Annotated in this window: 12 protein-coding genes; 9 read left to right on the top strand and 3 right to left on the bottom strand. The window is 60.9% G+C overall.

Annotation, left to right across the window (positions count from 1 at the left end; translation table 11 throughout):
* Positions 1 to 2 precede the first annotated feature (2 nt).
* The 4 genes from trbF to NKK50_RS27760 are packed head-to-tail and all read left to right on the top strand — an operon-like array spanning position 3 to position 3292.
* On the top strand, positions 3 to 686 hold the full coding sequence (gene trbF / locus NKK50_RS27775) for a conjugal transfer protein TrbF (RefSeq protein WP_352544220.1): 684 nt from the start codon (positions 3 to 5) through the stop codon (positions 684 to 686).
* Positions 683 to 1822 (top strand): P-type conjugative transfer protein TrbG, encoded by a 1140-nt coding sequence (gene trbG / locus NKK50_RS27770; protein ID WP_023829991.1) that lies wholly within the window; start codon positions 683 to 685, stop codon positions 1820 to 1822. The genes trbF and trbG overlap by 4 nt, the downstream gene beginning before the upstream one ends.
* Positions 1819 to 3063, top strand: coding sequence for a TraB/TrbI/VirB10 family type IV secretion system protein (locus NKK50_RS27765; RefSeq protein ID WP_023716201.1), 1245 nt, complete (start codon positions 1819 to 1821; stop codon positions 3061 to 3063). Before trbG ends, NKK50_RS27765 begins: the two co-directional genes overlap by 4 nt.
* Position 3064: 1 nt before the next feature.
* Positions 3065 to 3292 (top strand): DUF2274 domain-containing protein, encoded by a 228-nt coding sequence (locus tag NKK50_RS27760; RefSeq protein WP_023716200.1) that lies wholly within the window; start codon positions 3065 to 3067, stop codon positions 3290 to 3292.
* Between the two features lie 56 nt (positions 3293 to 3348).
* Here NKK50_RS27760 and NKK50_RS27755 read toward each other — a convergent pair whose 3' ends face one another.
* Together NKK50_RS27755 and NKK50_RS27750 are read right to left on the bottom strand one after the other, a co-directional pair.
* On the bottom strand, positions 3349 to 4284 hold the full coding sequence (locus NKK50_RS27755) for a LysR family transcriptional regulator (protein WP_023716199.1): 936 nt from the start codon (positions 4282 to 4284) through the stop codon (positions 3349 to 3351).
* Between the two features lie 11 nt (positions 4285 to 4295).
* Positions 4296 to 5291, bottom strand: coding sequence for a class I SAM-dependent methyltransferase (locus NKK50_RS27750; protein WP_023694972.1), 996 nt, complete (start codon positions 5289 to 5291; stop codon positions 4296 to 4298).
* A 278-nt stretch (positions 5292 to 5569) separates the two neighbouring features.
* Between NKK50_RS27750 and NKK50_RS27745 the strand changes: the two genes are divergently transcribed.
* The 5 genes from NKK50_RS27745 to NKK50_RS27725 all read left to right on the top strand — a co-directional run bounded on the left by NKK50_RS27745 (position 5570) and on the right by NKK50_RS27725 (position 10639).
* The gene (locus tag NKK50_RS27745; protein WP_352544219.1) at positions 5570 to 6457 is read left to right on the top strand and encodes a helix-turn-helix transcriptional regulator; all 888 of its coding nucleotides are present in this window, start codon (positions 5570 to 5572) and stop codon (positions 6455 to 6457) included.
* Between the two features lie 106 nt (positions 6458 to 6563).
* Positions 6564 to 7769: an MFS transporter gene (locus NKK50_RS27740; protein WP_023673783.1), complete on the top strand. Its 1206-nt coding sequence runs from the start codon at positions 6564 to 6566 to the stop codon at positions 7767 to 7769.
* On the top strand, positions 7759 to 9171 hold the full coding sequence (locus tag NKK50_RS27735) for a hypothetical protein (RefSeq protein WP_155923635.1): 1413 nt from the start codon (positions 7759 to 7761) through the stop codon (positions 9169 to 9171). Before NKK50_RS27740 ends, NKK50_RS27735 begins: the two co-directional genes overlap by 11 nt.
* A 361-nt stretch (positions 9172 to 9532) precedes the next feature.
* The gene (locus NKK50_RS27730; RefSeq protein WP_023695862.1) at positions 9533 to 10123 is read left to right on the top strand and encodes an ankyrin repeat domain-containing protein; all 591 of its coding nucleotides are present in this window, start codon (positions 9533 to 9535) and stop codon (positions 10121 to 10123) included.
* Between the two features lie 12 nt (positions 10124 to 10135).
* Positions 10136 to 10639, top strand: coding sequence for a YHS domain-containing (seleno)protein (locus tag NKK50_RS27725; RefSeq protein ID WP_023716196.1), 504 nt, complete (start codon positions 10136 to 10138; stop codon positions 10637 to 10639).
* A gap of 15 nt (positions 10640 to 10654) precedes the next feature.
* On the opposite strand, the gene NKK50_RS27720 is transcribed toward NKK50_RS27725, so the two are convergent.
* Positions 10655 to 12370: tetratricopeptide repeat protein (locus tag NKK50_RS27720; protein WP_352544218.1), on the bottom strand; the 1716-nt coding region annotated here is incomplete at its 5' end.

Below are 12370 nucleotides of genomic sequence, written 5' to 3'. Positions count from 1 at the left end.
GCATGTTCAAACGACCGTCCACGCACTACGGCAGATCCGCACAACCCGAGACGCCCTACCAGCGTGCTGCGCAGGTCTGGGACGAGCGCATCGGTTCCGCTCGCGTGCAGGCGCGCAACTGGCGGTATATGGCTTTCGGTTGCCTGGCGCTCGCCGCGGGCTTCTCCGCAGCGCTCATCTGGCAATCCGCGAAAGGCTCGATCGTGCCTTGGGTGGTGCAGGTCGATCGTCTCGGCCAGGCGCAGGCCGTGGGACCCGCGATCGGCGACTATCAGCCGAGCGATCCGCAGATTGCCTTCTACCTGGCACACTTCATCGAACAGGTGAGGTCGATCCCCGCCGATCCGGTCATCGTGCGGCAGAACTGGCTGCGCGCCTACGACTTCGCGACGCAGGGCGGGGCGCTGGCTCTCAACGACTATGCGCGCGCCAATGACCCGTTCACCAAGGTCGGCAAGCAGCAGGTCGCCGTCGATGTGTCGTCGGTCATCCGCGCATCGCCGGTGAGCTTCCGCATCGCCTGGATCGAACGCCGCTATCAGGATGGATCACTCGCTTCCACGGAGCGCTGGTCGGCCATTCTCACCATTGTCATGCAGCCCCCGCGCGACGCCGACACGCTGAGGAAGAATCCGCTCGGCATCTACATCAACGCCATCAACTGGTCGAAGGAGCTTGGACAATGATGCCCGCACTCTGCAACACCGCCCCCCGGGGGTGTCCGGCTTTCCTCGTTCGCGCAATGCCGGCCTTACGCAAAATGGCCTTTCCAGCACTTCTGCTTTTGACCTCGGCGCTTGCGGGCTGTGCCACCAGGCAGAAGCCGCCGGAGATTTCCTATGACGATCCGGTCCCGGCCGTGCAGGCGGTCGATCCGCCCCCGCCCGTCAAGGTGGTGGAGCTGTCCAAGCCGCTGCCGCTTCCAGGCCAGTTGAAGCCGGTCGGCAAGGCCGCAAAGCCCGACCCGGAACCGACCGATCCGGCCGCGCGCGTGAACCTGGCCAATGCGGCCGCGCGCGTCCAGCCTGTCCGCAACGGCTTCATCAACTCGATGCAGGTCTATCCGTTCGTCGATGGCGCGCTCTATCAGGTTTATGCCTCGCCGGGGCAGATCACCGACATCGCGCTGCAGCCCGGCGAGCAGCTCGTCGGCTCCGGTCCCGTCGCCGCCGGCGACACCGTGCGCTGGATCATCGGCGATACCGAGAGCGGTACGGGCGGCGCCAAGCAGGTCCACATCCTCGTCAAGCCGACGCGCGCCGACCTTCTCACCAATCTCGTCATCAACACCGATCGGCGGACCTATCACATGGAACTGCGCTCGACGCCTTCGACCTATATGGCATCGGTTTCCTGGCAATATCCGCAGGACCAACTCATCGCTTTGCGGCGTCAGAACCAAGAGGCTGAAGCTGTGCAGCCGGTCTCGACGGGCATCGATCTTTCTCGCGTCAATTTCCGCTACGACGTGACTGGCGATCGCGCACCCTGGCGGCCGTTGCGCGCCTTCGACGATGGTAAGCAGGTGTTCATCGAATTCCCGCGGGGCATCGGCCAGGGCGAGATGCCGCCACTCTTCGTCGTCGGGCCGGACGGTGACACGTCCGAGCTGGTCAACTATCGCGTGCGCGGCAACTACATGATCGTCGACCGGCTGTTTGCCGCCGCCGAGTTGCGCTTCGGCGCCGGCAAGAACCAGCAGCGCATCCGCATCTCCCGCACCGATGGGGTGAAGAGCAGTCGATTTTCATGGATGCGTGGCCCTGGTGAGACCCCGCAAGCGACGTCCCTCCGAACAAACAGGGGAGGGTCGTCATCATGAGCGACAGATTGGATCCAGGGAAGGAAGAGGGCCGGGGGCCGGCGGATGACGCCCGGCCGGAGGCGTCGGTCGAGGATGACGCCCGGCCCCTGACAGGCGAGCCGGCCGCAGCCATGCGGCTGCGCGCCGAGCAACCGCGGGTGACGCGTCTGTCCCGCAAGGCGCTGGCCGCGTTGGGGCTCACCGCAAGCCTCGCTGTCGGCGGTGCGCTGATCTACGCGCTGCAGAACCGTCAACAAGGCCAGGGTCAGGAGCTGTACTCAACCGACAATCGCTCGACGCCCGATGGGCTCGCCGGCCTGCCAAAGGACTATGCAGGCGTCCCAAAGCTTGGCCCACCGCTTCCCGGCGATCTCGGCCGCCCGATCCTCGCCGCGCAGAATGGCGGCCCCGCGCTATCAACAGGTCCCGTTGGACTGGACCAGGAGGAGCAGCGCCGGGAGCAGGAACTGGAAGCGGCGAGGACGGCGCGCTTGTTCGCGTCCACGCAAACGCGGCCTGCAAGTGACACGACCGTCGCTCAAGTCACGACAGAAACCGTGCCACGGCCTGATCTCTCCAGCCTTGGGTTCGCGCCGCAGCCGGCCACGCCCTCGGCGCAGGACCGGCAGCGCGCGTTCCTTGATCAGCCGGCGGACAAGCGAACCGTCTCGCCTGATCGCGTCGCGGCGCCGGCGTCGAAAAACGTCCTGCAGGCGGGCGCTGTCATCGCGGCCGCCCTCATCACCGGCATTCGCTCCGACCTGCCGGGTCAGATTACCGCGCAGGTGACGGAGAATGTCTATGACAGCCCCACCGGACAAGTCCGTCTCATTCCGCAGGGGACGCGCCTCATCGGCCAGTATGACAATGGTGTCGGCTTCGGCCAGCGTCGCGTGTTGCTGGTCTGGACCAGACTGATTTTTCCGAACGGCCGCTCCATCATTCTGGAACGTCAGCCTGGCGCGGACGCGGAAGGCTATGCTGGGCTCGAGGACGGCGTTGACTATCACTGGGGCGAGCTCTTCAAGGCTGCAGCGCTCTCCACGGTTCTGAGCATCGGCGCGCAGGCAGGCTCATCGGGCCAGGAGAGCGACATCATGCGCGCTCTTCGTCAGGGTGCTTCCGACAGCATCAGCCAGACAGGCCAGCAGATCGTGCAGCGGCAGCTCAATATAGCGCCGACACTCGCCATCCGACCGGGATACCCGGTGCGCGTCATCGTCACGCGCGATCTCGTGCTTGAACCTTATGGAGGCTGAAATGGCCAAGCTGAAACTGGGGCCAATCGCTGACGACAAACCTGTCAAGGTCATGGTGGAGCTTCCCGCGGCATTGCACCGTGACCTGACCGCTTATGCCGAGATCCTCGGCCGCGAAGCGGGGCACCGGCCCGCCGATGCGCCGCGCCTCATCGTTGCGATGTTGGAGCGGTTCATTGCGACGGATCGGGGCTTTGCCAGGGCAAAGCGTTCGGAAAGTGCTGGCTAAGGGCCTGGGGACCGAAGTCGAACCGGTCAGTCGCGCCTCCCATTCATGGCGTGACTTCAGAAATCGCGCCGCGGCGAGCTCCTCCATTGACAGGTCCCGGGTCGTGCTGCTGTCGCCATGTTTCTTGCGGTCCCAACCAGCCGCAAGAGCGCGCGCTTTGGGTTCGATTCAAGCCACACTGCCTTGATCCAACTGATGCTGCTCTGCCCACGGATCGGTTTCCACACTGTGGCGTCGATGGCGACTGTCCTGGCAAAACCCTCGCCCGCCAGAGTGACGCCTTGACCGAGTTGCACCTTGAGGATGACCGTTGCTTCGCTGGCGCGACATATCTGGATAGCGGGGCCACCATTCGCAGCGATATGCTCCAGCAATTGCGGATCCCGGGAGGATTCGCCTGAAACCAGCAGACACGTATCTGCAAGATCTGCCCATCTGACCGCAGGCTTTTCTGCAAGCGGATGGTAGCAGGGCAGGAGAACGAACAAACGCTCGTGCGCAAATATCTCGCTACGGCACAGGGCGGCGTTCTCAAGCCCGTGCGTGAAGACGATGTCGAGGCGCCGGCGGCGTATAGCCGCCAGGCACTGTTCGAGTGGAACGTCTTCGATCTCGACGCACACGTCTGGATGTAAACGGCCAAAACGATCGATGAGACGTGTCACGAACGTGCGCCCCATCTGGGCGCATAATCCTATCCTGAGCGTTTTGACATCCTGGTGACCGCGACTACCTCCAGCCAGTGCATCCTGCAAGCCTTCATAATGGGCCCGGACAAGATCGACCCAGGCCCGGCCTGCCTCGGTCAGCCGAACGCCATGGACGTCGCGGTCAAACAACTGCATGTCGAGCAACTGCTCGAGAGCTACGATGTTGCGGCTGACACAGGATTCCCTCACTCTGAGAACTCTTGCAGCCTGCCTGAGGCTGCCATGGTCGACAGCTGCGAAGACATGGTCCAAACGGCGGAGCGTGTTGTCGACCTGTCCCAAGGCGCAGGAGCCTATTCCTGCGCGGCAGGGACGCTAACGGGCAGGGGCGGACACAAGCTCGTTTCGTAGACGTACTCGTGCGGAATGGCCGGAGTGGCCATCTGGGAGAGGTACCGGTTTAGGTTTTCCTCGCTATTGCTCGCCGCCAGGCTACAGAAATTTCCGCTGTTCCACGTCAGTGAGCAGTAGCTGAAATGCTGGCGTATGGCGTCGGCCATCTGTGCCAAAGTCACCTCATTGCCGAACATCGTATCCAGAACGAGGGTTTGCTTCTTCTCGATTTCATCTGGGGGAAAATAGCGCGCCTTGAACCCAAAATCCTTCTGGTATTCGCGACGCCTGTAGTCCGGCTCCTCGGTTGCCCGGAACTTTTCGACGAAGACGAAGATTCCGTCCTGCTTGAGGTGCTGGGTCACGAATTCGATCTGGCTTGCTCTGTTGGGCGAGTACATCTGAAAGGTCGTATCTTCGAGAATGATGTCGAACCCGTGGGCAAAATTTGCCAGTCGCGGATCTGAACGCAGGACGTCCTTTGTCAAATGATGAAAGGGGCCGACGAAGAAGTCAGCGTGCGGCGGTTCGCCATAAGCCATGAAGCAATTGTAATTCTCCGCGTTCGGGCTGCACGACAGTGTGCGTATCTGTCCCTCCGACAGTTCGGACAGTGTCCTCGCCATCGTGCCTTCCGCTGTTCCAAGGCTGTATAGCGAATGCGGACCACCACGATCCCGTGCGTATTTCAGCATTGCGTAGGCCGTCCGGCACTCCTCCTCCAATCTGTAGGGAATGCTGCCGTGATAATGCTGGTCAAAAAAGCCTTGTCGTGCCGCATGCAGGCTGACCAGGCCGCGCAGCAGTTCATCGCTCGGCAGAAGCCGGGCGTCGGCGACGGGCTTGCGGATTGGCATCCCGCTCTTGCCAGCGGCGGTCGCCGCGAAAAAGCCTGCCAGTCCGTTGATCCGTGGGCCGTGGTCGCACTCAGCCAGAAAGTCGTCGAGTCCACGCATCGCAGTATGCCTCCAGCACCGTTCCATTGGTGAGATGCCGATACGTCGATGGGGGAAATTCCACCAAGATAAGTGGGGTCTAATATTTCACCGGGCTCAAGTATTGGCTGAGCCAACTGGTAGGCCTGCCGGATACAGGCGGCTTTCACTCGTTTGCCATTTTTTCGCTAAAGTCACATCTTCTACCAATCCAGAGTTATTTGCGTGTTGTTCAGCAACCCATGGTTCGCCACATCATGCGCCGACTGGCCGCTCGCCAGTAAGGAGGCTGCGGATACGTGAATACTCTTGCGCTCGACCCGACCCAGAATCGCCGTTCCCGGCACCAGTCGCTTACACACAAATATGAGAATTGGGGGAGCGTGCGGGCGGACGTGGTCAAAAGAACCGGGCTTGAGCGCCAGGAAACAAGAATCCTGCAGCCAAACCATTTGTTCCTGATGAACCTGAAGGGCACGGCGTGCCGCGGAGAAGACATCGTGGATGGGCGCCGGATTGCCTTTTTGCCGCGCCGGGCCGGTTCATTAATCTTCATGCCCGCCGGCAGTGATTGGAATGGGTGGGACGAGGGGGACGCGACCGCTTCCTACCTCCTAGTCTCGATTGCAAAAGAGTTCGCCGACGATGTGTTTGCGGGAACGGCTCGCCATCGCCCGGCAGTGCTGCCGCCGTCGATCGGGTTTCGGGACGGCACTGTAGAGTTGGCGTTGCAGAGGATTGCCTTGGAGCTCAAGCAGCCTGACCCCATCAGCGCAACGATGGTGGAGTGCCACGCCACGCAATTGCTCGGCCAAATGTTGAGGTTGAACGGCTTCCATCAGGAGCCGGCAAAAGGCGGTTTGTCATCGTTCGATCTCAAGCGGGCGGTGGACATGATCGAGACGTTGTCGGACGGCAGACCTACGCTCGCCGATCTGGCGAAAGAAATTGGGGTTAGCCGGTTCCATTTCTGGAGGGCCTTCAAGCAGTCGACAGGCATGACGCCGCACGCATTCATTGCGCAGCGACGGCTGGAGCAGGCCGCGGACATGCTGCGATCGACCAGTCTGTCGGCGACGGAAATCGCGATGGAATGTGGTGTCGGCAGCTCGAGCCATTTCACGACCGCCTTTAAGCGGGCATTCGGCGCGGTCCCGACGGAGTTTCGTCGTAACTGCAGAATCTAGCCCCCCGCTTGTCGGTTCTCAGCAAGTATCGGAAAACCCCAACATCACAGTAAAGCAGGCTTGGCGGAAGACGGTATCCATCGGCGGTCAGCCGGATACGCCGCTCATGTCAAACCTGGTTCGAGTTCATCATGGCAAAGGACGGGCCGGCCGGTCCAGTCCCTGCCTCGGATTCCTGGCCAGCACGCTATCGGCGGCCGTTGCCCGAAACGGCTACTACATCGCATCCGCCTGGATTCTCGTCGAGCGAGGGTACGGAACCGCCGGCGTGGCGACGTTCCTTGCGATCGTCAGCGTTGTCGAATTCATCGCGAGCCCTCTGGCCGGTGTAGCGGCGGATCGATTTGACAGGCGATGCTTGAACGTTGCGGCAGACCTCAGCCGCTTCGTCGTTATGCTGGCTACCGCTTGCGCGCTTCTCGACATGGACGTGTTTGTGATTATCTGTCTGTCAGCGGCCCTCTTTTCGTTTTGCGACCGTGTCGCGCTTACAAGCTCTCAATCAATGATCCCCGTGATAGCTGACGGCCGCGATCTTGTAGCCTCGAATTCCGCCGTCTTCTTCGTCATGCAGGTCGGCAATCTCGGCGCAGCTTTGCTTGCAGGGCCTTTGCTGCATGATCGCTCCCCAGTCCTGCCATTCACCGTTATTGCTGCCTTCTTTTTGTTTTCATCGGGCTGCCTAGCCTTGATGCGGCTGCAACCGGTTTCGCGTGATGTCCGCTTCGCCAAAATCTCGGCAGCACAATTAGATCCAAGCCTGCGTCGTCTCATCGGCGTCTACGCGCTTCTCTACACAAGCGCGGTGCTTGTCAGCGTCATGGGATCTAGCTTCGTCTTCCAGGAGCAGAAGGGTACTGCCGCGGATTTCGGCTACCTTGAGGCTGCGTGGTCGGCGGGCTCACTGATCGGTGCGGTCTCTCTGTTCCGGATTGAAAGAGCGATGAGTACCCACGTGCGGCATCTCATGCTTTTGGGCTTAACGGCGCTGGTACTCATGGCGCTGGCATCTCTGCCCACGCCCTGGACAGTGATCCTTTTTGTCGCGCTCGGATTTCTATACAATCTTGGACGCGTCAGCGTTGAAGTCACATTGCAGTCGCATGTATCCATTTATCTTTTGGGCCGGGCCAAAGGCATTATGCATAGTGTGGCCGTGGTGCTCGGGTTACTCATCTTCGGCATCGCCGCCGCTGTCGGAGATCGAGCATTTCCTTCGACGATTTTCTTGAGCTTTGGCGTGGCGCTCCTCGTCAGTATTTTGTGTTTGAGCGTGGGTGTAATTCAGACACGAGAAAAAGGTGAAACGTGAGGTGGAAGAGCTAACAGCAGGCGTAGATGCGAAACAGGCAGTCCTGGGGTCGCTGACGGCACTCTACCCCTGGATGAGCCCATACCATTCCCGGCCGATCCGTGATTATGCGTTTCGCCTGTTTACGGCGCCGGCTTCGGTTCCCATGCCAGAAATCCGGCTCCGAGCCTTCACCAAACTACTCGACATCATCAGGAAGGCAGCGACACGAAACGGGTTGTCTGCCGATACCGCCTTGGAAATCTGCAGGGATTTCCAAAGGCGCCGCGTGTTGCAGACAGGCCCTCATTTGTTTCTCCTCCTGGAGCCGGAAGCCTATTATACGCATATCTTCAGCCTCCTTGGTCTCTCGGCGCATGGCTGTTCGACCTACGTTTCCTACGCCGTTTCGACGGTGAATCTCGTCGAAAAGCCACGCAAGGGACCAGGCTGGATCACCGTTGACGGCAAGCCGGTCAACGTCTTTGGCCTGAGCCGAAGCCGGATGATCGGATACAGCCTGCTAGCCGGGCCGGGACCTTACAGGTTCGAGTTGTTACCGAGGGAGCCAAATACTGGGGGAGACGCGCTCACGCTGCTTCGTAGCCTTCTGCCGAAAACGCAATTCGACCGGCCGGCGCATGCCATCAAGGCAGCCAATCTCATCCTTTGGCCAAGAATGTTCGGACACCGCTTTGCCTTCCTGCAGATCGACGACGAGGATATCGCCGACTTGGTGGCCGACCATCTGTCGGACGAAAATTCCTGGCTACGCATGAGACTGCTGGAAGACCCGAAGTTCGCCTCCAATATCCTTGCCGGCATCGATGGGCTCGCGTCCGGCCCCTGGAGTGGCTGGCTCGCGCGCGGTACCGACTTCTTCTGGCTCTACGAAAATGGCAAACGCCTTCCGCTGCGTCTGGTTGCCGGAGAGCTCATCGATCCCGCGACCGGTATGAAGGTGGCGTGCTTCACAGCCCCCGATATCCTTGAGCGGCTGGCAAATCGCAGCCTTGTCCCGAATCTCCTGCTGATGTTTCTGGTTTTGTCGATCCTGCCCGGCGTGCGCGCGCTTGGAGGCAGCTATCAGCCGATCTATTACCCCCTGATGCGCTATGTCGTCTCCCGGGCGCTTGAGGCCACAGGCGTGGATGAAGATCTTCAGCAGGCTCTCGCAAGCGACGACGTACCGGGTGCTTGGGGACATCGGGTAATTGAGTGTGATGATGATCCGCTCGAGCTATTCCTGAAGGGCAGGAACGGCGCGATGAGTGATCTCATCGGCCGTTTGGGCGACATTTCCTTCGCCGAGGCTTGTGGAAGCATGAAAGGCTTCGTGACAGACCCGTCGTGGAATGAACTTCACAGCCGACTGCGGCAGGGGTTGGTCACGCCGTCCGATGCGGAATGGGCCTTTTCCTGAAATGTCCTATGCACTTCCTATGTGTACGCCGGTTACGAATGGCAGCTTTGCGCCCCATGTCGGTCATTGAGCAAGCCATAGTTGCATCCGAAAGCGGACACTTCCGCCAACGGCCACCTTTGCGCTTACCGGCTATCCCAACGGAGCAACAGGCGGTTACGTTCGACGCCGCTCGGCGCCTCGGTAATCGACGCTCTTCAAAATTCAGCCTGGACCGGTGCCGTACTGACGAAGCCAGTAGCACTAACGCCTTCCCGCCCTGGGCCGCGTTCGCTATGTCTGGCCGCGCCGTCCGCCTTGGATCCACCTGATGTGCCCAGGACAGCTTGTATGACCACAAGCTAATATGCTACCTTGCACAATGCGCGGATTGCTGGCACTTGGAATGCTGGTTTTGGCGGCTACAACAGCAGCCGCAGGTGAGCAGTTGTTCGACTCCATCGCCGCCGGCGACAAGGGTGCCGTGGAGCAAGCCCTGGCAGGCGGTGCCGACGTCGACAGCCGGGCGCGCGACCAGGCAACGCTGCTCATCGCTGCAGCGCTCGATAACCAGCCGGAAATCGCCGACTTCTTGCTGGCCAAGGGTGCCGACATCATGGCGCGTAACTCGGGCGGCTTTACCCCGCTTCATGCGGCGGCCTTCTCGGGCAGCCTGCCGATCGCCAAGCTGCTGCTGGAAAAAGGCGCGGTGCTCGACGATGCCGCCAACAAGGCGGGTGCTACGCCGTTGCTGGTGGCCGGCGAGGAAAACCACATTGAACTGGCCGAGTTCCTCATTGCGAAAGGTGCCAATGTGAACCATGCCGAGGGGCATGGCTACATGCCGATAACGCGCGCATTCTGGAAGGGCAACACGGATATCATACGACTTTTCAAACGCCATGGTGCTACCTGCCAAGCCAAAATTCTTGGCGAGGCGAACGCGGCGAAGTGCGCCGAGATCCACGATTAACGGAGGATACAGATGAGCACGATGATCAAGCTACGACTGGTTCGGAGTTTGGGGACGGCTGCCCTGGTCGCGGTAGCTGTGGTCGCCGGCGCGGGATCGGCATGTGCCGACGATTCGGTAAACACCGGCTATTTTGGTGGTGTGGCGATCATGGGCTACGACACGGTCGCTTACTTCACTGACGGCAAGGCCGTGAAGGGCTCCGAAGAGTTCACTTATGAATGGCTGGGGACACCTTGGCATTTCGCCAGCAAGAAACACCAGGAAATGTTCATGAGCGAACCGGTCAAGTACGCTCCTCAATATGGCGGGTACTGCGCCGGCGAAGTCGTGGGCGGGGGGGTCACGGTCAATGTCGATCCTGAGGCATTCAAGATTATCGACGGCAAGCTCTACCTGATCTACGACGTCGACAATGCGGATGATTTCGCCGCGCATGCAGCTGAAAATATCCCGAAAGCCGATGCCAACTGGCCGAAGGTCGCGGCCAATTTGGAACTCGATCACTATCATTGAGACGCGCGTGTGCGTCTACCGAACCACGGTGAAGTGAAACACCTTGCTTGTATTGGCATAGGAGTAGCTTTTGCCGGCTGCGTCGTTACGTCTGTAGACGGGACCACAGTCGGGGCGACCGAACAGGTTCTCGCTCTGCTCGCACAACAGATCGCCATCGACGTAGACGGTCTCGGTGACTAGCCGCGTCGTAGAGCGGAAGGCCGCCTTGCCGTCGCTTCCGATCTGAAGGAAGGCTGGTTGGAGACCGGGTTCGATCTGGCCTTGCAGTGTATGGCCAATGACGAGGGACGCGATCTCGGCACCCTGTAACTGGTCCTGTTCGGCCGGGGTAAAGCCGAAGCGCCATTGGGGGAGGCCCGCCTGGCGCAGTGCGGCGACGAGTATCGCCAGATCCTGCGGATTCCGAAAATGTGCATGAGTCATCTCCCACCCAGCCAAAGAGTCCACGTAGCTGGACCCTGCTACGAGGCGGAGCCCCTCGGCGATTGCGGCTTTCGCATTCGGTAGGCGGCCGCCGCGGACATACGCCGCAGCGAGCGTAAACCGAAAGTTGCCAACCGTGGACGCATCGTCGCGTGTGTGCTCGAGAGTCTCGATCGCTTTCTCGACATTGCCCTGGAGCAGAAAAACCAGCCCAGCAGTTTCCCGGTTGATCGCTGAGAGGTCGGGGTCGAGCCTGAGCGCCGTCTCGACCGCAGTGGCTGCCTCGGCATGATTGCCGGCGTATAACTGAACATATCCAAGGGCTGCTTGCGCCTCTGCATCGCCCGGACCGATTGAAACAGCCTTCTTGGCAGAGGCAATCGCATCTTCGTAGCGGCGATTCACGACCTGCATGATCCCAAGAATTGCATAGGGCGACGAAAGGTCAGGGTCGAGTTCCAAAGCTCGGCTCGCCTTCTCATATGCTCTCTTTCGTGCTGGCGCGCTCTGGATGACGTCGTTGAAGGCCTCCCGCCAGATATAGATTGTGGTGCGCGCGTCGGCCGCGAAGGCTTCGGCAAAGGCGGGGTCAAGCTCCTCCGCCTTGTCGTAGAGCGTGAGCGCCTCCCGCAGGCCGGCCTGCAGGACGCTGCGTGACGCCGTCTCGGCTTGTAGATAGTAATCATAGGCCTCGAGATTGCTCGTCGGCGGCCGCGCCATGCGCTCGCTTTCCGCTGCCGAAGGTTGCATGCCAAGCGCCTTGGCGATCTCGCCGCTCATCTCGTGCTGGACGGCAAACACGCCGGCCATGCCACGGTCGAACCGGTTGGCCCACAGATTGTCGCCCGTTGCCGTATCGATGAGCTGGGCATTGAGGCGGATCTGCTCGCCGGTGCGGCGGACGCTCCCCTCGACAACGAAGCGGACGCCAAGGTCGCGCGCGACGTCCGCCAGCGCTGCAGGCTTGTTCTTGTAGGCGAACACCGAGTTGCGCGCGATGACGTCCAGACCGGACAGCTTGGTGAGGTCGGTGATCAGATCCTCGGTGATGCCGTCAGCGAAATAGTCCTGGCCTGGATCGCCGCCGAGGTTTGCAAACGGCAGCACGGCAACCGATGGCCGCGATGGCACTGAGAACTTCTGCCATGCGAAAATGCCGGCAATCGCGGCGATCGCCAAGGCGGCGGCGCCTGCCAGGATGATGACGCGCGAGCTCGGCCGGTGTGGCGCGGCCGTGACCTTTCCCGATGCTGCGGGATCCAGCAGCAATCGATAGGCGCGAACCGGATCGGCGATGTTCTTGAG

Origin of the sequence: Mesorhizobium sp. M0001 (assembly GCF_040324255.1) — a bacterium.
In the GTDB taxonomy this organism is placed as follows: Bacteria; Pseudomonadota; Alphaproteobacteria; order Rhizobiales; family Rhizobiaceae; genus Mesorhizobium.
Note: the sequence above shows the minus strand (reverse complement) of the source record. Positions and strands in the feature narration are given on the sequence as shown.